This is a genomic window from Rhodospirillales bacterium, from assembly GCA_016872535.1.
Lineage (GTDB): Bacteria > Pseudomonadota > Alphaproteobacteria > Rhodospirillales > 2-12-FULL-67-15 > 2-12-FULL-67-15.
In genome coordinates, this window is the sequence record VGZQ01000002.1 from 85,983 (window position 1) to 112,168 (window position 26,186).

Here is a 26,186-nt window from a genome sequence, read left to right on the forward strand (position 1 = left end):
TTTTTACCAAATTAAGCCATGACGATCGATCGTGCCTTCCGGACGCCTCGTGTCCGGGCGTCCGATCTCAGCCCCTCTGGCCGAACTCATTTGAAGCCGCGCCTAACGTGAGGACGATATCGCGGACACCGTTGGCTATCCGTTCTGGCGCGCTCTTACCATGGCCTGCGCTCTCAAGCGCGGATGCGCTGACGGGACGATCGAAGCTCACCGCGATAGAGGCTAGGCGCGGCCAACGCCTTTTGCGCGGCCATGCATCGAACGTTCCGGCGATAAGGGCGGGAACGATGGGCACCTTGTGCCGGTCGACAATGACGCCGATGCCGGGATTGAACCTCTGCAGCTGTCCGTCCGGTGACCGGGCCCCCTCCGGAAACCACACGAGGACATGCCCGTGATCGAGAACGGCCGCGCCGAGCGATAAACTCGATCCGACCGCGCGATCCGGGTCTACCGGAATCACCTGCGCGACGCGGCTGAACCATCGCGTTACCGGTCCCTTGAAAAGCAGTCCGGTCCATCCGCCCCAGTAGGTCCGGCGAAGCATCGGCCAAGGCAGTGCCGCGGCAATCGCGAAGGGGTCGAGGAAGCTCGCGTGGTTAGGACAAATGACGAAGGGGCATTCTCGCGGAAGATGCTCGACGCCACGGACCTCGAGTCGAAAAACGCCGCGCAGAATCACCCGGTTGAGCGCGGCCAGGATCCATTGAATCGTGCGGGTGCCCGGCCCATGCTCGGTCAGCCACGAGCCACGCACCGGCAAGCGCTGGGACAAAGACTCGGCTGACTGCGCTGTAGCGGCGGACGCTTCGCGCAACAAATCCCGCAGGGTAATTACGCGGGCAATTGAATCCTCGGTCAGAGTGATGCCAAGCGCGTTTTGCATGTCCAGCGTCAGATCGATCCATCCCAGCGAATCGACGCCCAGGTCAAGTTGAGGGCTCGTGTCGAGGGACAGCGGCCTGTCTGGAAATCGCGCGTGAAGCCAAGCCCAGAGACGCGCCCCCGCCGGCGAGGCCAAAAGAGCTTCGTCTTCGACGGAGACCGAATCCGTCGGCGGCGGCATGTGTCCCTCGCGCGCCCGCGCATAAAGCGACCTCAACAAGTGGCGCCGAAGCTTGCCGAGATGGGTCCGTGGCAGCGCGTCCCGAATCACCGCGAATCCGGCGACGCGCGCATACGAAGGAAGCCGCGATCCGCTCTCCGCCAATGCCTCCCGAAGCGACGCCTCCACCCGGCTGGCGCCAAGAGCTCGTATCGCGTCGAGATTGGGAACGATCAGGGCGACCAGCACGCCGGCGTCCGACAAGACCGCGACCTCCCGAATGAGCGGGTGGTCGGCGTAAATCTCCTCCACGGACTCGGGAAAAATCTTCTTCCCGTCGGAGAGTACGATCGTCTCCGTTGCGCGGGCCACGATGTGAAGGAAGCCGTCCGTGTCCATGAAACCCAGGTCGCCGGTGCGGAACCAACCATCGGAACTGAACGCCGCACGAGTCGCGTCCTGATTGTCGCGGTATCCAGCGAACACATTCGGGCCACGGGCCTGAATTTCCCCCACGCCGTTTTGATCGGGATTCGCGATTCGCAGCGCCACTTCCTTGAGGGGCAGTCCGGCGGTCCCGATACGCTTGGCATTCATTCGATTGAACGTAAGTATCGGCGCGGCCTCGGTGAGGCCGTAGCCGGTCAGAACATCCCACCCGAGTCCCTCAAGGGCCGATTCGACTTCGGGATCGAGCGCCGCGCCGCCCGAGACGAGCAGCCCGAGACTGGGGGCGATCTCCTTGTGCAAGCGCCGGAACAAGATACGCCCTATCTTGAGGCCGATTCGCCGACGTGCCCAGATCGACGCCACGAGCAACAACTGGCCGATGGCGGCCGTAATTTTCCCGCGACCGCGAAGGCGCGCGCGAATCGTGGACAACAGGGCTTCGTAGAATCGGGGAACGCCGACCAAGTGGGTCGCCCGGGAGCGTTGCAGCGCCTCACGGATCTCCGGCCCGCTGATGCCGGCGGGAAAAACGACGGTGGCCCCGCTCGCGAGCGGTACCAAGAGCCCGCCCATGAGCGGATAGATGTGATGAAGGGGGAGAGGCAGCAGTACGCGATCTCCAAATTTGACGAGACGCTCGGCCAAAAGGGCATTCAGGTTGGCGATCAGGTTGGCGTGGCTCAATGGCACGGCCTTGGGCGAGCCTGTGGTCCCGGAGGTATGGACGATCATCGCGATGTCTTCGGGAGATATTGGCGGGTGCGCGCGTCGGGTATCGGCAGGCAGTGTCTCCCAAGACGATCGGCGATCGTCCTGAAGCCATTGATCGCCGAGAATCATCACGGTTGGGGCCGACGCTGACTGGAACGGCGCGCGCCTCGCGTGCGTGGCGGACGCGAAAACGAGGCGGCATTTGGTATTCGTGAGCGCGGACGCAAGGTTGTCGTCGCTGGCGAACTCGTCGAACGGCATCGCCGTGGCGCCGGCACTGACGATGGCGATGTAGGCCGCCACCCAGTGCGAACTGTTCGGCCCGAGCAGTCCGACCGGCTCGCCGCGACCAACGCCGTGGGCGATCAGTCCGGCGACTACGCGCCCCACGATGTGAGCAAGTCCCGCGTAAGATACCGTTTCCGCATGCGACGTGCCGTGCGCGACCAACGCCGGCGCATCGCCACGTTCCGCAAATGAAGCCAGGAGGTCTGCCAGCGTCCGGTGGGTGATCATGTGAGTTGCGAATGTCCCGGTTGGGTTTCGGCGCAAGGCGGACACCGAATAAGTCGTGCTGGCGCAGGCGCCGGCGACGAAGATCGTCTAATGACATCTGACGACCGACAGGGCGGCTCGTGGACGAGCGTCACGTTCGGCTGCCCAGCCGATACTCTTTCAGAACATTCTGGGCGCCTCGGGGGCACTGGCGCGACCGCGTTCGCCGAGGGTTCATTGGTCATGACAATCGTGTTCGTGGCGCCGGAGCCTGTGTTCCTGGTCCTATTCCTACTTTACGGCGAAAGAATTTTTCGAGTTCGAGAATCAAGAACACCGCCACTCCGACGCTGACGGTAAGCAAGCCCTGCCACAATGCCAAAGGCCGGCTATCGAAAAAGGTCTCCATGAATGGAGCGTAGGTGAATAGGAACTGAAGGGTCGCGACGGTCGTCACGCCGATGAGCACGGGGCGCGTCCCAAGCATGCCCTCGAAGGTAATCGATGAGACACGTAGATATCGAACGCTGAAAAGGTAATAGATTTCCATGGCAACCAGCGTGTTGACCGCCATCGTCCGGGCGATCTCTATCGATAGCCCGTTGAGGATTGCAAACCAGAACACTCCGAAAATTCCACCCGCGAACAACGACGAGACGAACACAATGCGCCAGGCAAGGAATGCCGAGAGCAGCGGCTCCGCCGCCGCCCGCGGCGGACGGCGCATCGCGTCGCGCTCGGTCGCTTCGAAGGCGAGTGTTAATGCCAAGCCCACCGAACTCACCATGTTGACCCAAAGGATCTGGAGTGGCGTGATCGGCAAGGTCAATCCCAGGAGGATCGCAGTCAATATGCCGATCGACTCGCCGCCATTGATAGGCAAGAGGAAAGTGATCGCCTTCTTGAGATTATCGTAGACCGTGCGGCCTTCACGGACTGCATGCACAATCGATGCGAAATTGTCGTCGGCGAGCACGATTTGCGCCGCTTCCTTGGCCGCTTCGGTTCCTTTGCGGCCCATGGCGACGCCAACATCGGCGCGCTTCAGAGCTGGAGCGTCGTTCACTCCATCGCCAGTCATGGCGATGATTGCTCCATTTGCCTGCAACGCCTCCACCAAGCGCAACTTGTGGGCGGGGCTGGTGCGCGCAAACACGTCGACACGTATCGCGGCCTCGCGCAAGCCGCTGTCATCAAGCGCATCGATGTCTCTGCCTGTCAGAACGTCATTCGGGTTCTCCAGAGCGAGCTGTTGGGCGATCGCCATCGCCGTGCCCTTGTGGTCTCCCGTGATCATCTTGACCCGAATGCCCGCGACCCGGCAGTCTCGTACGGCTTCAATGGCCTCTTCGCGCGGCGGGTCAATCAACCCGACCAAGCCAAGTAGGATGAGATCGGATTCAACGTCAGCAAAATTGAGGGTCGCTTTGCCGAAATCCGCATCATTCGTGGCGATGGCGAGCACTCGTTGTCCTTGCGTGGCGATCTGCTCGATCAAACGATTCCATGCCTCCACATCCAAGGATTGGTCGCCGAACGCCGTGCGCTGTCTGCGGCACATCGCCAGGATCCGCTCTGGCGCACCCTTGACCAGAATGAAGGCACCGCCCTCGTGGCTATGGTGCAAGGTGGCCATGAAGCGGTGCTGCGCATCGAATGGGATCAGGTCGGTCCGGGGATATCGAAGACGTTCTTTCTCCGGTTCGAGGCCGGCCTTGCCAGCAAGGGAAAGAAGGGCGCCTTCCATTGGGTCACCCTCAACGGTCCACGCCGCTTCGACCCGCCGGAGAGCGGCATCGTTGCAGAGCAAGGCCGCGCGAGCGAGCTGCAAAAGAACGGGGTCGGTCTCGGGCTCGATTTCCCGGCCGTCTTGTGTAAAGCCTCCGCGCGGTTCGTAGCCGACGCCTGATACGTGATACAGACGATCCGCTGTTGCCACGGTTCGAACAGCCATTTCGTTGCGTGTGAGCGTCCCGGTCTTGTCCGAGCAGATGACCGATACGGAACCGAGGGTTTCCACGGCGGGGAGGCGCCGGATGATCGCGTTACGCGCAGCCATGCGCCGTACGCCGATCGCCAGAGTAATGGTGAGGATTGCCGGCAAGCCTTCCGGAATGGCCGCCACGGAGAGGCCAACGACGGCGATGAACATCTCGTCCATTGCGTAGCCGCGCACCAGCGTCCCGAAGGCGAAGATGCCCGACGCAACGGAAAGGATCGCGACCGTGAGGAGCCGCGCGAAACCCGTCATCTGGCGCAAAAGCGGGGTCGTCAGGGCCTGCACCTGGGTCAACATGGTGGTGACCTTGCCGAGTTCGGTATTCGTCCCGGTCCCGACGACGACGCCGTGGCCATGTCCCGCAGTCACCAACGTTCCGGAGAACGCCATCGAGGCGCGATCTCCGATCTCGGCCGTGCCTCCGACTGGCTCCACGCCTTTTTCGACTGCAACCGATTCTCCGGTGAGAGCCGCCTCTTGAATCTGCAGGTTTCTGGCACGCAGCAGCCGCAGATCGGCGGGAACGCGATCTCCGGCTTCCAGGACCACAACGTCGCCGGGCACGAGTTCCTCGGCGGAGACGGCGCGACGGTGGCCATCCCTGAAGACCGATGCCCTCGGGCTCAACATGTGCTGGATGGCTTCGAGCGCGCGTTCGGCCCGTCCCTCCTGGACAAACCCAAATGTCACATTGGCAAGGACGACCAGCAGAATCACCCCGGTGTCCAACCAATGCCCCATCAGCGCGGCCAGCGATGCCGCGCCGACCAGGACCAAGATCAACAAATTGTTGAACTGCCGCAGGACGCGGATCAGTGGCCCCCGTCCGCGCTCCGCTGGCAGGGCATTGCGGCCGAATCGCCCCAGCCGTGCCGCAGCCTCGGCAGAAGTCAAGCCGTCCGGTGTCGTATCCAGTTCGGCTAGGACCTTCTCTGCCGCCTCGGCATGCCACGCACGAAGCCTTGAAGGATCGTCGTTCATTCAAGCTCCCAAGCACATCGAGAAGGCTACATCGCGCCTTGGGTCAGCCAATTCCAAAGAACTTGCCCAGGCATTCAATGCGCCATCAGAACCGGAAGATGCATATCGCGCAGGACGTGCTGCGTCGCGCCGCCCAAGATCCATTCGCTGAACCACCACCGGCCGTATGCCCCCATGACCAGCAAGTCCGCCTCGGCCTTCCGTGCTTCATCGAGGATGGCCGTTCCGGCTTCGGCGTCGGAAACGTCGAAACGCCGCGCCTCGACGCATGGTGCATGGCGTTGGAGATAGTCCGTGATCTTCAGGTCCGGATAGCGCGTGATGCTGTTGAACGTTTCCTTGCCACGGCCGAGAAGCAGATCAACCCGTTCGGCCTTCGCGATCAAGGGAAGCGCGCCGTGGACGGCCAGCGCCGCCTCGCGGCTGCCATTCCAGGCGACAAGGATGCGTCGCCCCACGGTGGGGAAGTGACCTCGATACGGCACCACGAGCGTCGGCCGTCCGCTCGCGAGAACGCATTGTTCCGCGACGTCGAATCCGATCTCGTCCGACACATTGTCGGTCTGCTCGACGACGACCAGATCATGGAATCTGCCGGCCCAGGTCAGCAATTCGCTGGCCGTCCCCTCGCCAACCTTCCAATCGCCGTCGATACCCGTTTGTTTCACGAACCGGCGAAAGCCCTTCTCGGCCTTCTCGAGAGCGAGCGCGTCCTTCGCCTGGCGCGCCTGCACTGTGGGGGACTCCGCTCCGAACACTACCTTGAGAGTGGCGATGTCCCGAAGCGTATAGAGGGCGGTCAACCGCGCCCCGAAAGCGTGGCTCACCCGACCGGCCACCTCGATATGCTGAGACCAGCTCTCATAGAACTTCACATGAACGAGCACATCGCGATAGCTCATCTGATTCTCACTTTGTTGCAAACGTTCGACTATCCCAGCTCTACGAGCGTTCAATCTGGCTCAACGGGGCTTGTCCCGCGGCAAGATCGCGTCACCGGCCGATCCGTCGCATGAAGGATCGGGCGCGTCGGGCGGCCGGTTCGCATGCGCCTGGAGAAAGCTCTCAAGGTCCTTCGGCGTCAAAGCGTGGTACATCGTTCGCTTCGAATGCGCTGCCCAGTTCACCTCCTGGTCTGCGATATCGTTCATGCGGGGCGGGCTCAGCGAAGGGCGAATAGAAGCGCGGCAGCGACGGCGCCGAGCGTCACCCCCCAATATACCGCAAGAATCAGACGATGACGCATCCGGCATCCTCAGTCATACTTGAATTTTTCGGAAACGATCTGGCGCAGCGGCACGCCCAGTTTACCCAAAGCGCGCTCGATTCCGTCGATCATTGGCGTTGGCCCGCACACGAAGTAAAGCCAGCGCTTGCGGTCGGGTAAGTCGAGGTGGCGGCGCAAGACGCGCTCATCAAGCTGCCCCACATCGCCCGTCCATCTTGGCGGCGGCTCCGACAGTACATGGTGGACCGCGAGCTTCATGCTCTTTTCCATGTCGGCGAGCTCGGCCTCGTACAGAATCTGCTCCTTCACCCGGTTTCCATACAGCAACACCATCGGCCGCTGGTCTCCCTGGGCCCGGAGTTGGCGTAAAATGCCCATGATAGGCGCCAGACCGACGCCGCCAGCGACGAAGACGATGCCCGCTCCTTCGCGCCCCACCAGCGTGAAGTTGCCGTGTGGGCCGTCGAGGTAGGCCCGCGCGCCGACCGAGACTCGTCCAATCTTGTTGGTGAAATCGCCCGCCTCTTTGATCGTGAACGCGACCCGCGGTTGATCGGATGGACAGGAGCTAATGGAGAACGGATGCTCCGTAATGGCAAATGGCGAACGGTCGACGGTTAGCCAAACAAACTGCCCCGCGGCGAATTCCATCGCTAGCCCCCCAACCGGCTCGACGACGATTTCCCAAGTCTTCAGTGCAACCGGGTTCACGGACACCACGCGGTAAGGATTGCGCAGTTGCCGCAGTGGCGTGATCACATGAACGTAGCCGTACGAGGACAAGGCGACGGCGACGAGGACTAACCAAAATGCTGCCAAGACAGGATATGCAGCATAGCGGCCCGCTTCCAGCGTATGGTGAACGCCCAGAACAGCAATGGCGATCGCGAGAACGCCATGGACGATGCGCCAGCCTTCATAAGTATCGCTGCTGCGATCCCGAAAGATGGCAACGATCACCATGGCCAGCAAAAGGAGCAAACCAAGACCGCCGCTCAGTAGTGACGTGCCTGACAGGCCAAGCCCAAGCACTCCCGGCGCGTCGCGCGGAACCATCAGTCTGGTCTGGTAGAGCACCGGGTGAATCAAGAGAAAAATGAGTAATGATCGTGAGATCAGCTGATGGAAACGCATGGTCAGATCGATGCCGATCCTGCCGGAAATCGCTCTGAACCGACCTGACAGCACGAACTCCATCAGGAGCATCGCGAGCGCCACCATCGCTAATCCAGACGATAGTTCGTCGCGAAGGGGCCGGGGCGGCAGGTCGAGAACCGCAGCCAGCGCTAACGGCGTAACCGCGATCCCAAAATACAGGGCCAAGAGCGGAATCGGATGAAGTCCCCGCATCTAATCTTCCTTGCTGCTTGGCTTGCTGAATCGAGAACGACAATGTGTGCGTGGAACCCCATCTTTTGCGTTAGCCAAAACTTGATCTGACAGACGGTATCTTGTCCCACGGCGAAACGCAAAGTCGAGGCGGGGCGCGGCGGCTTGCTCAAAAAAGGAGAGTTCCCCGTGAAGACCCTGGTCCTCGCCGACTCGCCCCCGAGCGCCACAGCGACAACGTCGCAGCGCATCGCCTTTGTCTTTCATCTTCGAGACCTCCCGGCTGTGAACCACAAAATGCCCTGCATGCGATTCGCGGGGATGTCCGTGTGCAAGACTTGATGCGGCTCCAAATCCTGTTTCGTCGATGCCGCTCAATTCGGGAGGGCAACCCGGCGCTTCGTGAGTTCAGTTCGCTCGGGTGACCGGTAGTTACCCTCCTTAACAGGGCTGCATCGTGCTTTGCCGTTCCAAAACGTCCTTTATCAATTCGCCGGCGAGGCGGGCGAGGTCTTTTTCGTCCAGGGTCTCGCGCTCGAGCAGCGCGCTCGCGCCCCTCTCCAGCACCGCGCGGTTGGCGGCGAGGATGTCGACGGCGCGCTGGAAGGCGCGCTCGACGATCTCGCGCACGGCGCAGTCGATCTCGCGCGCGGTTTCCTCGCTGTAGCGGCGTTCGGGGTTGAGCGCCAGGCCCGGCACCTCGAGGAACGGCGACGGCGGACGGTCGTAGGACACATGGCCGAGCTTCCCGCCCATGCCGTACTGGGCGACCATGCTGCGCGCGATGTCGGTCGCCTTGACCATGTCGTCGGCGGCGCCGGTCGAAAGCCGGCCGAACACCACGTGCTCCGCCGCGCGGCCGCCGAGCAGCACGGCCATCTTGTACTCCAGCTCCTCGCGCGTCATCAGGTAGCGGTCCTCGGTCGGGCGCTGGATGGTGTAGCCGAGCGCGCCGACGCCGCGCGGGATGATCGAAACCTTGTGCACCGCGTCGGTGCCCGGCAGCGCCATCGCCACCAGCGCGTGGCCCATTTCGTGATGGGCCACGATCTTGCGTTCGAGCGGGTTGAGAATCCGGTTCTTCTTTTCGAGGCCGGCGACGATCCGCTCGATCGCGCGGGTGAAGTCGTCCATGTTTACCGCCTCGCCGCCGCGGCGGGTGGCGAGCAGCGTCGCCTCGTTGACCAGGTTGGCGAGATCGGCCCCGGTGAAGCCCGGCGTCAGCGCCGCGATCTGCTCGGGTTCGATGTCCGCGCCGAGTCGCGCCTTCTTGAGGTGCACGCCGAGAATCTGCACCCGCCCGATCTTGTCGGGCCGGTCGACCAGCACCTGGCGGTCGAAGCGCCCGGCGCGCAGCAGCGCCGGGTCGAGAATCTCGGGCCGGTTGGTGGCGGCGAGCAGGATCATGCCTTCGCGCGGATCGAAGCCGTCCAGTTCGGCGAGCAGCTGGTTCAAGGTCTGCTCCTTCTCGTCGTGGCCGCCGAACGGCGACAGCCCGCGCGCGCGCCCTAACGCGTCCAGTTCGTCGATGAAGATGATGCACGGGCGCTTCTGGCGCGCCTGCTCGAACAGGTCGCGCACCCGCGCCGCGCCGACGCCGACGAACATCTCGACGAATTCCGAGCCGCTCATGGAGAAGAACGGCACGCCCGCTTCGCCCGCGACCGCGCGCGCGAGCAGCGTCTTGCCGGTGCCGGGCGGCCCGACCAGCAGCACGCCCTTGGGCACCCGCGCGCCGAGCCGGCCGTAGCGCCGCGGGTCCTTGAGGAATTCGACGATCTCCTTCAGTTCCTGCTTGGCTTCGTCGACGCCCGCCACGTCCTCGAAGGTGACCTTGGTGTCGGTCTCGACGTAGACCTTGGCCTTGCTCTTGCCGATCGCGAGGAAGCCGCCGCCGAGCCCCTGCTTCTCGGCGATGCCGCGCACCACGAACATCCAGACCAGCACGAACACCACCATCGGCACGATCCAGGACAACAGATCGCGCAGCCACGTGCTTTCCGGCTGGCCGGTCACCTTGACGCCGTACTGGGAGAGATCCTTGGCGAATTCGGGGTCGATGCGGAGCGCGATGAACTGGCGCCGACCGCTCGGCAGCGGCGTTTTCAGCGTGCCGTGCAGGTGGCGCTCGCCGACGAAGATTTCCTCGATCTGGCCCTGGCGCAGCAGGGTCTCGAATTCGCTGTAGGGGATGGTCTCGACCCGGCGCGCGTCCGACCACAGGCTTTGCAGCACCAGGACGGCCGCCAGCGCGAACAGCGCGTACCAGAGATTGACCTGGGTTTTACGGTCCATCGGGATAGTTCCACCTTCTCCCTAAGATGGCCGTTAACCGACCGTTAACCAAGGGGGATTAGGGTAACGGCCATGGCCGAAACCCCCGCCATCGGCGCCCCGCGCGTCACTTTTCCCGAAGCCCAGCTTCGCAGCCAGCGGACCGTGACCGAGGTCCGCGTCCGCGCCGCGTTCCTCAACCAGGACGACAGCGCCGAAGCCCGGGCCGCGCTGAACAGGCTTTCCCGGCTGCTCGATTCCGGCGTGCCGCTCAAGCCCAACGCGCCGCGCGGCTTCTATCTCAACTTCACCATTTAAGTGATTCGGCGCGCGCTCGCCGCCCTGGTGCTGCTTGTCCCGGCGCGCGTCGGGGCGGCCGATCTTACCGTCGAGATTCGGGACCTGCGCTCGGACCGGGGCGAGGTCCGGGTCGGGCTGTTCGACGACGCGCGCACCTTCGCCACCGACGCGGGCAAGATCGCCGAAATCGTGCTGAAGCCCGCGGACGGCGTCGCCAAGGGTGCCTTCGCGAACCTCGCCCCCGGCACCTACGCCATCGCCGCCTATCACGACGAAAATTCCAACCGGTCCTTCGACAAGGGCCTGTTCGGCTGGCCGCTGGAAGGCTACGGCTTTTCCAACGACGCGCCGGTGTTTCTCGGCGCGCCGCCGTTTGCGCGCGCCGCCTTTCCGGTCGCGGCCGAGGGCGCGCGCGTGGTTTTTCGCATGGTCTACTGGTAATGTCCGGTTCATGACCCGCCCCGACGCACCCGATTCCGCCCGCGCGACCCTGGAAAAGCTGCTCGGCATGCCGCTCGCCGAGGGCTTCGTCGAGGAAGCCGCCGGCCTCGCCCGCGCCGTCGCCGACACCGCGCGCCAGGCGGCCGCCGCGCTGCCGCCCGAGGCGCGCGATCCGACCGGGTTCCTCGACACGCTCGAATCGCTCGGCCCGCCCGAAAAGAAAGAATAACCCCAGGAACAACCAACGTGGCCGACGAAACGATCGCCGACCTGTCGCTGGCCGAGGTCGCGGACGCCATCCGCGCCAAGCGGATCACGTCCGTCGAGGCGACCGAGGCGGCGCTCGCGCGCCTCAAGCGATTCGGCGGGCCGGACCGGCTCAACTGCCTCGCCGGCCTCGACGAAGAGGACGCGCTCCGCCAGGCCAAGGCGGCCGACGCCGATCTCGCCAAGGGCCGCGCGCGCGGGTTCCTGCACGGCGTGCCGCTCGCCCACAAGGACATGTATTTCCGCGCCGGAAGACCGAGCGGGTGCGGCTCGCGCTTTCTCAACGATGTTCCGGCCCGAACGACGGCGGCGGCGCTGGAGCGCCTGGATGCCGCCGGCGCGATCGAGATCGCGCGCCTCGCCATGGTCGAATTCGCCCTCGGACTCACCGGCCATAACGTCGTCGTCGGCACGCCGCGCAACCCGTGGAATCCCGCGCACATCACCGGCGGGTCCTCCAGCGGCGCGGCGGCGGCGGTCGCCGCGCGGCTGGTCTACGGCGCGCTCGGCTCGGATACCGGCGGCTCGATCCGCTTTCCGGCGGCGGCCTGCGGCATCGTCGGCCTCAAGCCGACCCTCGGCCGGGTCAGCCGCTACGGCGCGCTGGCGCTGTCGTTTTCCCTCGACACCGTCGGCCCGCTTGCCCGCACCGTGACCGACTGCGCGCTGATCTATGACGCCATCGCCGGGTTCGATCCGCGCGATCCGGGATCGAGCCGGCGCGCGCCCGAGCCGACCGTGCCCCGCCTCGAAGGCGGCGTCCGGGGCCTGCGCGTCGGCGTGCCCACGTCCTACTTCTACGATCCGCTGACGCCGGAAATGACCAAGCTGGTGCAAGCCAGCCTCGAGGTGTTCCGGGCCGAAGGCGCGCAAGTGATCGAGGTCGACATTCCCGACATCGCCGCCGCCAATCCGCTCACGCTCCTGATCACCGCGACCGAGGGCGCGGCCGCCCACGGCCGCCAGCTCCCGGACCACGCCCGCGACTACGGCCCCCAGACGCTCGCGCGACTCGCGGCCGGGTTGCTGGTTCCGGCGAGCGCGTACATCGAGGCGCTCGCCTGGCGGAAGGCGTTGGTGCGCGCCTTCTGCAAGGCGGTTTTCGAACGCTGCGACGTGCTGCACGTGCCGGTCATGGTCGCCTCCCCGCCGACCATCGCCGAATCGGACGTCGGCGCCAATCCCGGCTTCGCCCGCCAGATGACGGCCATGGGCCATTGCACCCGGCCGTTCAATTTCCTGGCGCTGCCGTCGATTTCGGTGCCGTGCGGGTTCGCCGCCAACGGCTTGCCGGCGGCGTTCCAGTTGGCGGCGCGCCCGTTCGCGGAAAGCACGCTGCTGCGCGCGTCGCGCGCCTACGAGCGCGCGACCGATTGGCACCGCCAGGCGCCCGCGCTGTAAGCGGGAAACCCGCGCCCGCGCCGGAAGATGGCCGGGCAAGCACGCGCCAAAACGACCATAAGCCTTTGATCAATATAGAATATTCAGATGAGCGCCATTTCGTCGGCGCGCGCCGGACAGATTCCGCCCTGTCGCTAAGTTAGGCTATATATCCTATGTTAGGGCCCGTGTCAAGGCCGTTGATCGACCGGCGGGCGCGGGATCGGCGGTGACGGGCATGGCGGAAGCCCAACCCGGCCCGGATATGATAAAGACGTGCAACGAGGCGCCTCCATGACCGACTCGCCCCCCGCGACGACGACCCGCGAGACCATGGGCTTCGACGTGGTGATCGTGGGCGGCGGCCCGGCGGGGCTCGCCGCCGCGATCCGCTTGAAGCAGCTTGCGCGGGCGGACGGCGGCGAGGTGTCGGTCTGCGTGGTCGAGAAGGGCGCCGAGATCGGCGCCCATATTCTCTCGGGCGCGGTGATCGAGCCGCGCGCGCTCGATGAACTTCTCCCCGACTGGAAGGAGCGCGGCGCGCCGCTCGCCACGCCCGCGAGCGAGGACCGATTCCTGTTCCTGACCGAAAGACACGCGATCCGCCTGCCGACGCCGCCGCAAATGCACAACGCCGGCAACTACATCGCGAGCCTCGGCAACCTCTGCCGCTGGCTCGCCAAGGAAGCGGAAGCCCTCGGCGTCGAAATCTTTCCCGGCTTCGCCGCCGCCGAAGTGCTGTACGACGAGCGAGGCGCCGTCGCGGGCGTCGCCACCGGCGACCAGGGCATCGGGCGCGACGGGAAGCCGACCGCCAACCACCAGCCGGGGGTGAACTTAAGCGCGCGCTACACCTTGTTCGCCGAAGGCTGCCGGGGTTCGCTCTCGGAAACCCTGATCAGGCGTTTCGACCTGCGCCGGGATTGCGATCCGCAAACCTACGGCATCGGGATCAAGGAACTGTGGGAAGTGGCGCCGGAAAAGCACCGGCCGGGGCTGATCGTGCACACGGTCGGCTGGCCGCTGGACAGCGCGACCTACGGCGGCTCGTTCCTCTATCACCTGGAAAACAACCAGGTCGCGGTCGGATTCGTGGTCGGCCTCGATTACGCCAATCCGCACCTGAGCCCGTTCGACGAATTCCAGCGCTTCAAGACCCATCCCGCCATCCGCACCGTTTTCGAGGGCGGACGCCGCGTCGCCTACGGCGCCCGCGCTCTCAACGAGGGCGGTTTCCAGTCGGTTCCGAAACTGGTTTTTCCGGGCGGCGCCTTGATCGGCTGTTCGGCCGGGTTCCTCGATGTCCCCAAGATCAAGGGCAGTCACACGGCGATGAAGTCGGCGATGTGCGCCGCCGAGGCGGCGTGGCCGGCGATCAAGGCGGGGGGCCGCGCGACCGCGCTCGACGCCTATCCCGACTCCTTGCACCGTTCCTGGGTATGGGACGATCTCTATCGCGCGCGCAACGTGCGCCCGGCGTTCCGCTGGGGCCTTTGGGGCGGCATCGCCTATTCGGCCATCGACACGTATTTATTGCGCGGGCGGGCGCCGTGGACGTTCCACCACCACGCCGATCACGAGCGACTTCGTCCCGCCGCCGCCGCGCGGCCGGTCGCCTACCCCAAGCCCGACGGGAAAATATCCTTCGACAAGCTTTCCTCGGTGTTTCTCTCCGGCGCCAATCACGAGGAAAACCAGCCCTGCCACCTGACGCTCAGGGACTCGCGCGTGCCGGTCGCGGTCAACCTCGCGCGCTACGGCGGGCCCGAGGCGCGCTTCTGCCCGGCCGGGGTCTACGAGTTTATCGAAACGGGGGGCGAGACGCGGCTCCAGATCAACGCCCAGAACTGCGTCCACTGCAAGACCTGCGACATCAAGGACCCGACCCAGAATATCGTCTGGAAAACCCCCGAGGGCGGCGGCGGGCCGAATTATCCGAATATGTGAGGGGCGTTTTTTACGTCATTCCCGCGCAAGCGGGAATCCAGCGACGTCATGGACCCCCGCTTCCGCGGGGGTGACGAGCCAGGGACGACGGTCTCAGCCGGTGCTCCAGGAGCGCGGGCGCATCATGCCGGCGATCTTGCACGCCTGCTGCACGTAGCCGTAGGGAAACAGCTCGAACAGGCGGTCGCGGGACGCTTGGCGCGTCTCCTTCAGATGGCGGACGACGAAGCGGGCATCGGGGGCGATACGGTGTTCTTCCCAATAGGCGCGCATGAAGCGGATGACGTCCCAATGCTCGTCGGTCAAGGCAATCCCTTCCCGCTCGGCGAGCGTGCGGGCGATGTCCTCGGTCCAATCGGAGGGGTCGATCAGATAGCCATCCGGATCGGTGCGAACCGATGGCGTTATGGCGGTCATGGTTTTTTCTCCTCGAACGATTTTGGGTCCGTGTCCCGCGGGCGCGTATCTTAATCCCCCCTCTCCCGGGCGCAAGGGAACGGGTTTGAGCGCGCCCGCGCGCATCGCTACAATGCTTCCATGATTCGAAACCTTTCGCTCGCCTCCTTATGGCTCGTCCTCGCGCTGCTCGGCGTGCGGCTCGATCCGGCCACGGCCGCGCCCAAGCCGGACGCGCCCAAATCGGATCAGGGCGAGACGCCGAAGCCGGGCGCCACCACCAGCGGCAACTACCTCGCCGGCCGCCACGCCCAGGCGGTGCGCGAAATGGGCAACGCCATCACCTTCTATTCCGCCGTGCTCGCGCGCGAGCCGGACAATCCCGACCTGATCCGGCGCGCGTTCGTCCTCCATCTCGGCGAGGGCAAGATCGCCGACGCGCTCAAATTGGCCGGGCGCATGACCAAGGAGGACTCGGCGCGCCTCGTCTATCCCGAAATCCTGCGCGCCGCCGACGACATCAAGCGCGGCCGATGGGCCGACGCCATCGCCCGGCTCGACGCCCTCGGCACCGACGGCATCGGCGGATTGGCCGGGCCGCTGCTCGCGGCCTGGGCGGAGACGGGCCGGGGCGACCGCAAGGCGGCGGAAGCGGCGCTCGCCCGGCTTGGCGCGCGCAACGGCGCGCAAGGGCTGGTCGAACTGCACGGCGCGCTGATCGCCGACGTCGCCGGCGACAAGGCCGCCGCCGAGGCCGCCTACCGCAAGATCGCCGACGGCGAAGGCGGGCCGACCGCAAGGCTGGCCTCCTTGCTCGGCAATCTCCTCGAGCGCGCGGGCGAGCGCGACAAGGCCAGGGCGGTTTACGAATCCTATCGCGCGAAGAGTCCCGATTCGCGCCTGCTCGACGACGTCTGGCGGCGCATCGAAAGCGGCGGCAAGGCGCCGAAGCCGGAGATCGCGTCCGCGACCGACGGCGCGGCCGAGGCGCTGCTCGGCCTCGCCGGCGCGTTCCGCCAGCAGAACGTGCGCGAGACCGCGTATCAGCTGGTCCGGATCGCGCTTCACCTCCGCCCCGATTTTCCGTCGGCGCAGGTCCTGCTCGCCGACCTGCTCGAAGGCGACCGGCGCTGGGCCGACGCCAACGCGGTCTACGACGCCATCAACCCGGCCGCGCCGCTCCATCGCGCGACGCGCACCCGCGTCGCCGCCAACCTCAACCGCCTCGACCGCGACGAGGAAGCCGTGGCCAGGCTGGAGGCGCTGGCGAAAAGCGAGCCCAAGGACACCGATGCCCTGATCCAACTCGGCGACATCCTGCGCGGGCGCAAGAAATTCAAGGAAGCGGCGGCGGCCTACGATCGCGCGCTCGCGCGGGTGCCGACGCTCGACCGGCGCCATTGGCCGCTGCTCTATTCGCGCGGCATCGCGCTGGAACGCTCGCAGCAATGGCCGCGCGCCGAGGCCGATTTCCTGAAAGCGCTCGAATTCGAGCCTGAGCAACCCTACGTTCTCAATTATCTCGGCTATTCGTGGATCGAGAAGGGCCAGCACCTGGACCGCGCCACCGAGATGATCCGCAAGGCGGTGAGCCTGCGCCCCGACGACGGCTACATCGTCGACAGCCTGGGCTGGGCGCACTACATGCTCGGCCAATGGGCGGACGCGGTGCGCGAACTGGAGCGCGCGGTCGAACTGCGCCCCGAGGATCCGGTCATCAACGACCACCTCGGCGACGCCTTCTGGCGGGTGGGGCGGCGGACCGAGGCGCGCTTTCAGTGGGAACGCGCGCTGACCTTGAAGCCCGAGGCCGACCTGATCGAAACCATCCGCAAGAAGCTGACCGACGGCCTTCCCGACGGCCCGCCCGCGACCCGCGTGCATTAACCGGCCGATGACGGAACCGATCCGCGTCGCGGCCCCGGCCAAGATCAATCTCTACCTGCACGTGGTCGGGCGGCGCCCGGACGGCTATCACTTGCTCGACAGCCTGGTTGCGTTCGCCGACATCGGCGACACCGTCGAGGCCCGTGCCGACGAGCGCCTGTCGCTCGCCGTCGACGGCCCGTTCGCGGACGCGATCCCCGCGGGCGACGACAATCTGGTGCTGCGCGCGGGCTACGCGCTCGCGGAGTTGGCCGGAGAGAAACGCGGCGCCGCCATTCGGCTGACCAAGCGCCTGCCGGCGGCGAGCGGCATCGGCGGCGGCTCGGCCGACGCGGCGGCCGCGTTGCGCGCGCTGATGTGCCTGTGGAACGCGAACCCGGCGCCGGAAGCGCTCGCGGCGCTCGCCCTTCGCCTCGGCGCCGACGTGCCGGTGTGTTTGGGCGGCCGGGCCGCGTTCATGGGCGGGATCGGCGAGGAACTCGCCCCCGCGCCGCCGTTGCCGAAGGCTTCGATCGTGCTCGCCAATCCGGGCCAAGCGGTGGCGACGCCGGAGGTGTTCCGCCGACGCACGGGGCCCTTTTCCCGGCCGGCGCGCTTCGCCGAGGCGCCCGGCGACGCCGCCCGACTCGCCCGATTGCTGAAGGCGCGCGGCAACGACCTGGAGGAACCCGCGCGCGCGATTTGCCCGGCGATCGGCGACGTGCTGGCGGCGCTCCGGCGCCAGCCGGGGTGCCTGATCGCGCGCATGAGCGGATCGGGCGCCACCTGCTTCGCCCTTTTTGCCGAACCCGGCGCCGCGCGCGCGGCCGCCGACGCCGTGGCGCGCGCGCATCCCGCCTGGTGGGTCCAGGCGGGCGCCCTCCAAAATTAAATTTTTCTGCTTCGCGTCACTTCCGTGCCGCTACGCCGGATTAGATCACGCCGCAGGCGATGCGTCCTCCGCCGCCGCCCAAGGCCGCGGGCTGGTCGCTGTAGTTGTCGCCGCCGGCGTGGATCATCACCGAGCGCTTCTTGATGTCGGCGACCTTGAGGCGCGGCGCGCGCAGCTTGCCCGACGCGGTGCCGTCGGCCTTGACCTCGAGTACCGGCAGATCGCCGAGATGCCCGCCGTCCGAATGCGGCCCCTCGTGCTTGCCGGTCTTGCCCGGATCGTAGTGGCCGCCAGCGGCAAGGCCGAGGACCATCTGGCCCTGCGGGTTGGCCTTGGCCGCGCAGGAGCGGTTTTCGTGGATGTGGAAGCCATGCGGGCCGGGCGGCAGGCCCTTGAGCTTCGGATAAATCTCGAGGCCGAGCTTGCCGTCGACGAAGCGGATGGTGCCGACCTCCTCGCCTTGGCCCTTCTCCGCCGTGCGATAGACCTTGACGGTGAGGTCGTCGGCCGAGGCTGGATGCGCGAACGCGACGGCGGCGCCGGCGACGAGCGCGGCGGCGAGGATGGCTTTCATTCGGAATCTCCCTTGGGTTGAGACGCGCGAAGACGGACGTCGATTATAGGACGACTCGCGGACGGACAAAATCGGCCGAAGCCCCCGGAAAACCTGGGTTCTTGCCGCGCGCCGCCGAAGACCTTATGTATGGCGCCGGCGGCGCAGGCCGCCATTGGGGCGTAGCCAAGCGGTAAGGCAGCGGTTTTTGGTACCGCCATCCTAGGTTCGAATCCTAGCGCCCCAGCCAATCTTTCCGGTTTCCTCCGCGCCGTTCGCCATCGACCCGCGGTCTTGCCGGGGGTAGGCCGACCTGTCACTCTTGAAACGGCGACGCGGCGGTCGCGAACCTCCGCGCGAACAGGGAGGACGACATGGAACATTTGATCTCGCGCATTGCAACCGGGATGCGCGTGGCCGGGATCGCCGCGCTGGCCGCGATTATCGGGTGCGCGACCGCGGCGGCGAAGACCGAGCTGACCATCTACACCGCCTACGAGAACGACGACCTCAAGCCCTACAAGGCCGCGTTCGAGAAGGACAACCCCGACATCGTCATCAACTGGGTGCGCGATTCGACCGGCGTCGTCACCGCCAAAATCCTGGCCGAACGCGACAACCCGCGCGCCGACGCGGTCTGGGGCCTCGCCGTCAGCAGCATCGGCGTCCTCAAGACCCAGGGCCTTCTGGTGCCGTACGCGCCCAAGGACATCGGTTCGATTCCCGCCAAGTTCAGGGACAAGGCCGACCCGCCGTATTGGTTCGGCAACTCGGCCTGGATCGCGGCCATCGTCTACAACACGGTCGAGGGCGCGCGCCTCAAGGTTCCCAAGCCGGAAACCTGGGAGGATCTGACCAAGCCCGCCTACAAGGGCCAGGTGATCATGCCCAATCCGGTGTCCTCGGGCACCGGCTTCCTCGACGTTTCGGCCTGGCTGCAGGCCTTCGGCGAGGCCAAGGGCTGGGACTACATGACCCGCCTGCACGAGAACATCGTCCGCTACACCCATTCCGGCTCGACCCCGGCGACCTTCGCCGGCAAGGGCGAATACGTCGTCGGCATCGCCTTCGACGTGCGCGCCGCGCGCGTCAAGGAGCAGGGCGCGCCGATCGAGATCGTCTTTCCCAAGGAAGCGCTCGGCTGGGACATGAACGCCTTCGCCATCGTCAAGGGGACCAAGAAGCTCGACGCCGCCAAGAAGCTCGCCGACTGGGCGGCCTCGCCGACGGCGATGAAGCTGTACGGCGAAACCCGCGCCGTGGTGGCGATCCCGAAATACATGACCCCGATCAAGAACCTGCCCAACGATCTCGACCAGCGGATCATGGCCAACGATTTCGACTGGGCCTCGGCCAATCGCGACGCGATCCTCAAGGAATGGACGCGCCGCTTCGACGCCAAGTCCGAGCCGAAGAAGAACTGACCCCGGTCGGGATTAGGTACGCGCGCGGACAATAACGGGAATCCGGTGTCGTCGCCGCCCGCCGCCGCCCTGGGCCGTTTTTCGCCCCGGCGCGGATTGCGCCGCCGCGCGGGGCGCGACGAATGGATCGAGCGCGCCGCCCTGCTGCTGGTCGCGGCGTTCCTGGTCGCGTTCCTGGTTCTGCCGCTCTACGCGCTGCTCTCGAAGAGCGTGGCCGCGCCCGACGGGCGGTTCGTCGGCCTCGCCCATTACGCCACCTATTTCTCGACGCCGACGCTGTTCCGCTCGATTCACAACAGCCTGTTCGTCGCCGCGCTCAGCACCGCGATCACCCTCGCGCTCGCCTTCGGCTACGCCTACGCGCTGACCCACACCTGCATGCCGGGCAAGGAAGTGTTCCGGATCGTCGCGGTGATCCCGCTGTTGGCGCCGACGCTCCTGCCGGCGCTCGCGCTGGTGCACCTGTTCGGCAACAAGGGGGTCCTCAAGGATCTCCTGCTCGGCCATTCGGTCTACGGGCCGATCGGGATCGTCATGGGCATGACCTTCGCCGTCTTCCCGCACGTGTTCATCATCGTCAACGCCGGGCTCGGCCTTTCCGACGGCCGGCTCTACGAGGCGGCGGCCGTGTGCAAGGCGGGGCGCTGGCGCGTCTTTCGCACGGTCACGCTGCCCGGCGCCAAGTACGGCCTGATCGGCGCGGCGATCGCCGGCTTCACCCATGCCTTCACCGATTTCGGCGTTCCCAAGGTGATCGGCGGCCAGTTCGACGTGCTCGCGACCGACGTCTACAAGCAGGTCATCGGCCAGCACGACTTCGAAATGGGCGCGGTGATCAGCGTCGTTCTGCTGATCCCGGCCTTGATCGCCTTCGCCATCGACCAGGCGGCGCGGCGCGGCCAGGTCGCCATGCTGACCACCCGCGCGGTGCCGTTCCAGCCGAAGCCCAACCGGATCGCCGACGCGCTCGGGTTTCTGTTCTGCGCGCTGGTGGCGGTGTGGATCGTCGGCCTGATCGTCGCCGCCGCCTTCGCCTCGGTGGTCAAGTTCTGGCCCTACGACCTGAGCCTGACCTGGGCCCATTACGAGTTCGAGCGCTACGCCGGCGGCGGCTGGCGGGCGTATCGCAACACGCTCGCGCTCGCGGCCTGGACCGCCGGCGCCGGAACCATCCTGGTGTTCTTCGGCGCCTACCTGGTCGAGAAGGGCGAGGCGTGGCCGCGCCTGCGCCGGCTGATCCAGCTGCTCGCCCTGCTGCCGCTCGCGATCCCGGGCCTGGTGCTCGGCCTCGCCTACATCTTTTTCTTCAACGCGCCGGCCAATCCGCTCGGCGGGCTCTACGGCACGTTCGCGATCCTGGTGTTGTCGACCATGGTCCATTATTACTCGGTCACGCACCTGACCGCGTCGACCGCGCTCAAGCAGCTCGACCGCGAATTCGAGGCGGTGTCGGATTCGCTCAAGGCGCCCCGGCTCAAGACCTTCGCGCGCGTCACGGTGCCGATCAGCATGCCGGCGATCCTGGATATCTTCATGTATTTCTTCCTCAACGCGATGACGACCGTGTCGGCGGTGGTGTTTCTCTATTCGACCCACACCAATCTCGCTTCGATCGCGGTCCTCAACATGGACGACGCCGGGGAATTGGCGCCCGCCGCGGCGATGGCGATGGTGATCGTCGTCACCTCGGTCGCGGTGCGCATTCTCCATGTCGCGCTCGCGCGCGCGATCGGACGCCGCACCCAGGCTTGGCGGGCGCGCGGCCGATGAGCGCCGACCCGACCCGCGCCGCCGCCGGCGGCCCGACCCGGATCGCGGTGATCGGCGCCGGCATCGTCGGCGTCTGCTGCGCGCTCTATTTGCGCCGCGACGGCTACGACGTCACCCTGATCGAGCGCGAAGCGCCGGGCGACGGCGCCTCGCGCGGCAACGCCGGCGCGCTCAGCCCGGGCAGTTGCGTGCCGCTTTCCATGCCCGGCACGGCACACAAGGTGCCGGGTTGGCTGCTCGATCCGGATGGGCCGCTGACAATCCGGCCGCGCTATTTTCCGCTCGCGCTGCCGTGGCTGATCCGCTTCGCGCGCGCCGGGCGCCCGGGGCGGATCGCGGCCATCGCCGACGCGCTGCGCGCGCTCCACGGACGCACCTTCGCCTGCTACGCGCCGCTGCTGCGCGCGGCCGGAGTCGAGGCGCTGGTGCATCGCACCGGCACCCTGGTGATCTACGAAAGCGAGGCCGCGCTGGCCGCGGCCGCGACCGAGTGGACCCTGCGGCGCGAGCGTGGCGTGCCGTGCGAGGCGATCGACGGCGACGGCCTCCGGCAACTCCTGCCCGACCTTTCCGACCGCTACCGCTGCGGGATGCTGCTGCCCGAGCATGGTTTCGTCGCCGAGCCGTATCGGTTGACGCGCGCGCTTGCCGACCATTTCGTCGCGACCGGCGGGCGCCTGGTCCGGGCGCAAGCGACCGGATGGCGTTTCGACCGACGCCGGCTCGCCGCCGTCGTCACCGACGCGGGCGAGATCGCGGCCGAGCGCGCGGTCATCGCGGGCGGGGCGTGGTCGGCGCCGCTTGCGCGCCAGGCCGGGCTGCGCGTTCCGCTCGAAAGCCAGCGCGGCTACCACGTCACCCTGCCCGAACCCGGCATCCGACCCCGCCTGCCGGTGACCGACGCCGCCGCCAAGATTTACGCCACCCCGATGGAGGGCGGCTTGCGCGTCGCCGGCACGGTCGAGTTCGCGGGGCTCGCGGCCCCGCCCAACTGGGCGCGGGCCCGCCGGCTGGTGGACTTGGCCCGGCGGATTTTTCCCGCGGCGCGCGCCGACGGCTTCACCGAATGGATGGGGCACCGGCCGTGCCTGCCCGATTCGCTCCCTGCCATCGGCCCGGTGCCCGCCTATCCCGACGTTCTCTGCGCCTTCGGCCACGGCCATAACGGCATGACCAGCGGCCCGGTCACCGGCAGCCTGATCGCCGACCTGATCGCCGGCCGCGATCCCGGCTTCGATCTGCGGCCGTACCGGCCGGACCGGTTTTAGGTTCGGGCGTGGCCGTCGACCCCGCCATCGTCGCGCTGGTTCTGCTGGCGGCCTTGATGCACGCCGGCTGGAACGCGGTCGTCAAGATGGGCAACGACCGGCTGCTGGCGCTGCTGCTGGTCAAGGCGCCGACCATGCTGGTCGCGGCGGCGACCCTCGCCGTCGTCGGCCCGCCGGCGCCAGCCTCCTGGCCGTACCTGCTCGTCTCGACCGTCATCTCGATGGCGTATTTCTATTTTCTGGTCCGCGCCTATCACGCCGGCGACTTGGGTCTCGCCTATCCGGTCGCGCGTGGCTCGGCCCCGGTCGTTACCCTGCTGCTATCGTTCCTCATCGCCGGCGAGCGGCCGACGCTTGCCGGCGCGGCCGGCGTGCTGATCGTTTCCGCCGGAATCATCGCGCTCGGCTGGCAGCGGAACGCCGGTCGCCAGCACGCCGCGACCGTGGCGTGGGCGATGGCGGTCGGGCTGACCATCGCCGGCTACACGATCAGCGACGGCATCGGCGGGCGGCTTTCGGGCAATCCGATCGGTTACGCGGCCGCGCTCAACCTCATGACCGGCCTAGTCATCACCGTCGCCGCGTTTGCCGCGCGGCGCGGGGCGGCGCTGGACGCGCTGCGTTTCGGCTGGCGCAAGGGTCTCGGCGGCGGCCTGCTGATGTTCGGCGGCTACGCCATCGTCATTTACGCCATGACGCTCGCGCCGATGGCCTCCATCGCCGCGCTCAGGGAAACCAGCGTCATCTTCGCCGCCCTGATCGGCAGCTTCGTCCTGCGCGAGAAACACGGCGCGCGACGCATCGCCGCCTCGACGGTGGTCGCGGTCGGCATCGTCGTCCTGCTCGGCGGATTCTGAATGTTCCCGCGATCGAGATAAACGGCTATAACGCGCCCATGGCCCCTGCCGCCCTGATCTTCGACGTGGACGAGACCCTCGCCGAAACCGAGGAGCTGCACCGGGTTTCGTTCAACGACATCTTCCGCGCCTTCGGCCTTCCCTGGGAGTGGGATCGGGAACTCTACCGGGAACTCCTCAAAACCGGCGGCGGGCGCGAGCGGATGACTCATTACATGCGGATCCGCAAGGTGGGCCCGGCCGACGAACGCGAGGCCGCCGAACTGGCCAAACGCCTGCACGCGGCCAAGACCGAGTTGTACCAAAAGCTGCTCGCCGGTCGGCCGCCTGCCGTCCGGCCCGGCGTCAAGCGCCTGATCGGCGAGGCGCGCGACGCGGGCGTTAGGCTCGCCATCGCCACCACGTCGGCGCGCGGCAACGTGCTGGCGCTGCTCAAGGGATCGTTCGGCGCGGACTCCCCCGATTGGTTCGCCGCCATCGCCGCCGGCGAGGACGCGGACGCCAAAAAGCCCGATCCCACCGTCTATCGCATGGCCCTCGAACGCCTGAAGCTGCCGCCGCAGGCCTGCGTCGCCATCGAAGATTCGCTGATCGGTCTTCATGCGGCAACGGCCGCCGGGATCGCGGCGGTGGTGGCGCCGTCACGCTGGACGGACGAGCGGGATTTCCCCGGCGCGCTCGCCGTCGCCCGCGATCTCGACCACGGGCCGGACGGCACGCCGGTCACGCTGGCGCGGATTCGCGGCTGGATGGACGGAAAGCGTTGACGGCCGCGCGCGTAGTTCCTTTAATCGGTATGCAACCGTAAGGAGGCGCGCATGAAGGCATTCTTTCGCGTCGTCGCGGCGTGCGTCGTTGCCGCGCTGTCGGTTGTGCCTGCGCCCGCGCGGAGCCAGGACAAAACCGTTTCGATCAGCTATGTGCCTGTCACCGCCCCCTGGCTGTTCGCGTTGGGCAGCGGCGCCTTCTCGCGCGAAACCGGATACACGATCTCCTGGTTCCCCTATGAGACCGGCGCGGGGTCGATGGATGCCTTGCACCAGGGCAAGGTGCAGATCGCCTATTCCGGCTCCACCCAAATCACGGTCGTCATGAGCAAGGGTGCGGAAGAGGATCTATTTTGGATCGCCAAGGAAACCGACATCACCGAAGGCCTGGTGGTCCACAGCCGGAGCGGGATCGAGGAACCGCGGCAACTTCGCGGCAAGCGAATCGCGACGCCGTTCTGGTCGACCCATCATTTTCACCTGTTGTTCGCCCTGGACCAGTTCAATATTACCGAGAACGAGATCGACATCTACGACATGAGACCCAGCGAAATTCTCGCCGCCTGGAGGACAGGCGGTATTGACGCCGCGTATATCGGCATACCGACCCTCGATCGGTTGTTGTCGTCGGGGAGGGTTCTGGTGTGGTCCGGCTGGCTCAATCGCTGGGGAAAACCGACCTTCGACGGATTTGTCGTCCGACGCGACTGGAGCACGGCGAACCCGGAGTTCATGCGCGGGTTCGTGAAGGTGCTCGACGCCGTCAACCGAAACTACGCCGCCAACGCCGACCGCTGGACCGGCGATTCTCGCGAAATCCAGACCATCGTCAAATTTCTCGGCCCGCATTCGAACGTCGTCACGTCGCTGAAGATGATCAAAATTCCGACCCTCGAGGAACAACTGTCGATCGCCTGGTTGGGCGGCGGCGGCGTCGGGGGCGCGGCCAAGACGCTGCAGGCGACCGCGCAATATCTCGACCGCTTCGGCATGGTCGAAAAGGTGCTGCCCGATTACAGCCCCTATATCACCGATCGCTGGGCCAAGGCCGCCCTGCAGGCGCGGCAGGACGCGGCCGGCGCCCCGCGGCGCTAGGAGCGTGATTTCTTCGCATCGGGGAAGAAAAGCTGCCGGCCGTCGAGCTTGAAGGAGGCGATCGCCGCCTGGCCCTCGGCCGAGATCAGCCAATCGACGAACGCGCTCGCGTCCTTGGCCTTGACGTGCGGGTGCTTGGCCGGGTTGACGGCCATGACGCCGTAGGGGTTGAACAGCGCCGGATCGCCCTCGACCACGATCGTCATGTCCGCCTTGTTCTTGAAGCCGATCCAGGTGCCGCGATCGGCCAGCGCGTAGGCGCCCATGCCAGCCGCCGTGTTCAGCGTCGCGCCCATGCCCGAGCCGGTCGAGCGGTACCAGGCCGCGCCCTTCGGATCGACCTTGGCCTGGTGCCAGATTTCCAGTTCCGCCTGATGGGTGCCGCTGTTGTCGCCGCGCGAGGCGAACGGCGCCTTGGCCTCGGCGATCTTCTTGAAGGCGGCAGCCGCGT

General features: G+C 66.5%; 21 protein-coding genes and 1 tRNA gene. 14 read left to right on the top strand and 8 right to left on the bottom strand.

Going from position 1 to position 26,186, the window contains the following annotated elements:
• Positions 1-67 precede the first annotated feature (67 nt).
• From FJ311_01095 to hflB, 5 genes are all read right to left on the bottom strand, one after another.
• Entirely contained in the window at positions 68-2,722 is a 2,655-nt protein-coding gene (locus FJ311_01095) for an AMP-binding protein (protein MBM3950032.1), read from the bottom strand.
• Positions 2,723-2,942: 220 nt separating this feature from the next.
• A complete protein-coding gene (locus FJ311_01100) occupies positions 2,943-5,681 on the bottom strand; it encodes a cation-transporting P-type ATPase (protein MBM3950033.1) in 2,739 nt (912 codons plus the stop codon).
• A gap of 74 nt (positions 5,682-5,755) precedes the next feature.
• A complete protein-coding gene (locus FJ311_01105; GenBank protein MBM3950034.1) occupies positions 5,756-6,583 on the bottom strand; it encodes a universal stress protein in 828 nt (275 codons plus the stop codon).
• A 353-nt stretch (positions 6,584-6,936) separates the two neighbouring features.
• The gene (locus FJ311_01110; protein ID MBM3950035.1) at positions 6,937-8,259 is read right to left on the bottom strand and encodes a hypothetical protein; all 1,323 of its coding nucleotides are present in this window, start codon (positions 8,257-8,259) and stop codon (positions 6,937-6,939) included.
• Between the two features lie 420 nt (positions 8,260-8,679).
• Positions 8,680-10,533 (bottom strand): ATP-dependent zinc metalloprotease FtsH, encoded by a 1,854-nt coding sequence (gene hflB / locus FJ311_01115; protein MBM3950036.1) that lies wholly within the window; start codon positions 10,531-10,533, stop codon positions 8,680-8,682.
• Positions 10,534-10,605: 72 nt separating this feature from the next.
• On the opposite strand from hflB, the gene FJ311_01120 reads away from it, so the two are divergent.
• From FJ311_01120 to FJ311_01140, 5 genes are all read left to right on the top strand, one after another.
• Positions 10,606-10,830 carry a hypothetical protein gene (locus FJ311_01120; protein MBM3950037.1) on the top strand — a complete coding sequence of 75 codons (225 nt, stop codon included), beginning with the start codon at positions 10,606-10,608 and terminating at the stop codon, positions 10,828-10,830.
• Entirely contained in the window at positions 10,831-11,253 is a 423-nt protein-coding gene (locus FJ311_01125) for a DUF2141 domain-containing protein (GenBank protein MBM3950038.1), read from the top strand.
• A gap of 10 nt (positions 11,254-11,263) precedes the next feature.
• Positions 11,264-11,482 (top strand): hypothetical protein, encoded by a 219-nt coding sequence (locus FJ311_01130; GenBank protein MBM3950039.1) that lies wholly within the window; start codon positions 11,264-11,266, stop codon positions 11,480-11,482.
• Between the two features lie 17 nt (positions 11,483-11,499).
• A complete protein-coding gene (locus FJ311_01135; protein ID MBM3950040.1) occupies positions 11,500-12,921 on the top strand; it encodes an amidase in 1,422 nt (473 codons plus the stop codon).
• Positions 12,922-13,194: 273 nt separating this feature from the next.
• A complete protein-coding gene (locus FJ311_01140) occupies positions 13,195-14,847 on the top strand; it encodes an electron transfer flavoprotein-ubiquinone oxidoreductase (GenBank protein MBM3950041.1) in 1,653 nt (550 codons plus the stop codon).
• A gap of 93 nt (positions 14,848-14,940) precedes the next feature.
• On the opposite strand, the gene tusE is transcribed toward FJ311_01140, so the two are convergent.
• The gene (gene tusE / locus FJ311_01145) at positions 14,941-15,264 is read right to left on the bottom strand and encodes a TusE/DsrC/DsvC family sulfur relay protein (GenBank protein MBM3950042.1); all 324 of its coding nucleotides are present in this window, start codon (positions 15,262-15,264) and stop codon (positions 14,941-14,943) included.
• 120 nt (positions 15,265-15,384) lie between these two features.
• On the opposite strand from tusE, the gene FJ311_01150 reads away from it, so the two are divergent.
• The gene (locus FJ311_01150; protein MBM3950043.1) at positions 15,385-17,130 is read left to right on the top strand and encodes a tetratricopeptide repeat protein; all 1,746 of its coding nucleotides are present in this window, start codon (positions 15,385-15,387) and stop codon (positions 17,128-17,130) included.
• A 7-nt stretch (positions 17,131-17,137) separates the two neighbouring features.
• Complete coding sequence (locus tag FJ311_01155; GenBank protein ID MBM3950044.1) at positions 17,138-18,001, top strand: 4-(cytidine 5'-diphospho)-2-C-methyl-D-erythritol kinase; 864 nt, start codon at positions 17,138-17,140, stop codon at positions 17,999-18,001.
• 40 nt (positions 18,002-18,041) lie between these two features.
• Here the strand turns inward: FJ311_01155 and FJ311_01160 are convergent, their stop codons facing one another.
• A complete protein-coding gene (locus FJ311_01160; GenBank protein ID MBM3950045.1) occupies positions 18,042-18,575 on the bottom strand; it encodes a superoxide dismutase family protein in 534 nt (177 codons plus the stop codon).
• 155 nt (positions 18,576-18,730) lie between these two features.
• On the opposite strand from FJ311_01160, the gene FJ311_01165 reads away from it, so the two are divergent.
• The 7 genes from FJ311_01165 to FJ311_01195 all read left to right on the top strand — a co-directional run bounded on the left by FJ311_01165 (position 18,731) and on the right by FJ311_01195 (position 25,735).
• A tRNA-Gln gene (locus FJ311_01165) sits at positions 18,731-18,804 on the top strand.
• A 157-nt stretch (positions 18,805-18,961) separates the two neighbouring features.
• Entirely contained in the window at positions 18,962-19,978 is a 1,017-nt protein-coding gene (locus tag FJ311_01170) for a putative 2-aminoethylphosphonate ABC transporter substrate-binding protein (GenBank protein MBM3950046.1), read from the top strand.
• A 45-nt stretch (positions 19,979-20,023) separates the two neighbouring features.
• A complete protein-coding gene (locus FJ311_01175; protein ID MBM3950047.1) occupies positions 20,024-21,748 on the top strand; it encodes a putative 2-aminoethylphosphonate ABC transporter permease subunit in 1,725 nt (574 codons plus the stop codon).
• Positions 21,745-23,016, top strand: coding sequence for an FAD-dependent oxidoreductase (locus FJ311_01180; protein ID MBM3950048.1), 1,272 nt, complete (start codon positions 21,745-21,747; stop codon positions 23,014-23,016). The genes FJ311_01175 and FJ311_01180 overlap by 4 nt, the downstream gene beginning before the upstream one ends.
• Positions 23,017-23,024: 8 nt before the next feature.
• Complete coding sequence (locus FJ311_01185) at positions 23,025-23,873, top strand: EamA family transporter (GenBank protein MBM3950049.1); 849 nt, start codon at positions 23,025-23,027, stop codon at positions 23,871-23,873.
• 38 nt (positions 23,874-23,911) lie between these two features.
• Positions 23,912-24,640 (top strand): HAD-IA family hydrolase, encoded by a 729-nt coding sequence (locus tag FJ311_01190; protein MBM3950050.1) that lies wholly within the window; start codon positions 23,912-23,914, stop codon positions 24,638-24,640.
• 51 nt (positions 24,641-24,691) lie between these two features.
• On the top strand, positions 24,692-25,735 hold the full coding sequence (locus tag FJ311_01195; protein ID MBM3950051.1) for a taurine ABC transporter substrate-binding protein: 1,044 nt from the start codon (positions 24,692-24,694) through the stop codon (positions 25,733-25,735).
• Here the strand turns inward: FJ311_01195 and FJ311_01200 are convergent.
• Positions 25,732-26,186 (bottom strand): hypothetical protein (locus tag FJ311_01200; protein MBM3950052.1); only part of this gene is annotated, 455 nt, incomplete at its 5' end. The genes FJ311_01195 and FJ311_01200 overlap by 4 nt on opposite strands.

Excerpts from the sequence above, each read along its gene's own strand:
- FJ311_01095 (MBM3950032.1), bottom strand. The coding sequence starts at position 2,722 with ATGATCACCCACCGGACGCTGGCAGACCTCCTGGCTTCATTTGCGGAA.
- FJ311_01100 (MBM3950033.1), bottom strand. The coding sequence starts at position 5,681 with ATGAACGACGATCCTTCAAGGCTTCGTGCGTGGCATGCCGAGGCGGCA.
- FJ311_01105 (MBM3950034.1), bottom strand. The coding sequence starts at position 6,583 with ATGAGCTATCGCGATGTGCTCGTTCATGTGAAGTTCTATGAGAGCTGG.
- FJ311_01110 (MBM3950035.1), bottom strand. The coding sequence starts at position 8,259 with ATGCGGGGACTTCATCCGATTCCGCTCTTGGCCCTGTATTTTGGGATC.
- hflB (MBM3950036.1), bottom strand. The coding sequence starts at position 10,533 with ATGGACCGTAAAACCCAGGTCAATCTCTGGTACGCGCTGTTCGCGCTG.
- FJ311_01120 (MBM3950037.1), top strand. The coding sequence starts at position 10,606 with ATGGCCGAAACCCCCGCCATCGGCGCCCCGCGCGTCACTTTTCCCGAA.
- FJ311_01130 (MBM3950039.1), top strand. The coding sequence starts at position 11,264 with ATGACCCGCCCCGACGCACCCGATTCCGCCCGCGCGACCCTGGAAAAG.
- FJ311_01140 (MBM3950041.1), top strand. The coding sequence starts at position 13,195 with ATGACCGACTCGCCCCCCGCGACGACGACCCGCGAGACCATGGGCTTC.
- tusE (MBM3950042.1), bottom strand. The coding sequence starts at position 15,264 with ATGACCGCCATAACGCCATCGGTTCGCACCGATCCGGATGGCTATCTG.
- FJ311_01150 (MBM3950043.1), top strand. The coding sequence starts at position 15,385 with ATGATTCGAAACCTTTCGCTCGCCTCCTTATGGCTCGTCCTCGCGCTG.
- FJ311_01155 (MBM3950044.1), top strand. The coding sequence starts at position 17,138 with ATGACGGAACCGATCCGCGTCGCGGCCCCGGCCAAGATCAATCTCTAC.
- FJ311_01160 (MBM3950045.1), bottom strand. The coding sequence starts at position 18,575 with ATGAAAGCCATCCTCGCCGCCGCGCTCGTCGCCGGCGCCGCCGTCGCG.
- FJ311_01170 (MBM3950046.1), top strand. The coding sequence starts at position 18,962 with ATGCGCGTGGCCGGGATCGCCGCGCTGGCCGCGATTATCGGGTGCGCG.
- FJ311_01180 (MBM3950048.1), top strand. The coding sequence starts at position 21,745 with ATGAGCGCCGACCCGACCCGCGCCGCCGCCGGCGGCCCGACCCGGATC.
- FJ311_01190 (MBM3950050.1), top strand. The coding sequence starts at position 23,912 with ATGGCCCCTGCCGCCCTGATCTTCGACGTGGACGAGACCCTCGCCGAA.
- FJ311_01195 (MBM3950051.1), top strand. The coding sequence starts at position 24,692 with ATGAAGGCATTCTTTCGCGTCGTCGCGGCGTGCGTCGTTGCCGCGCTG.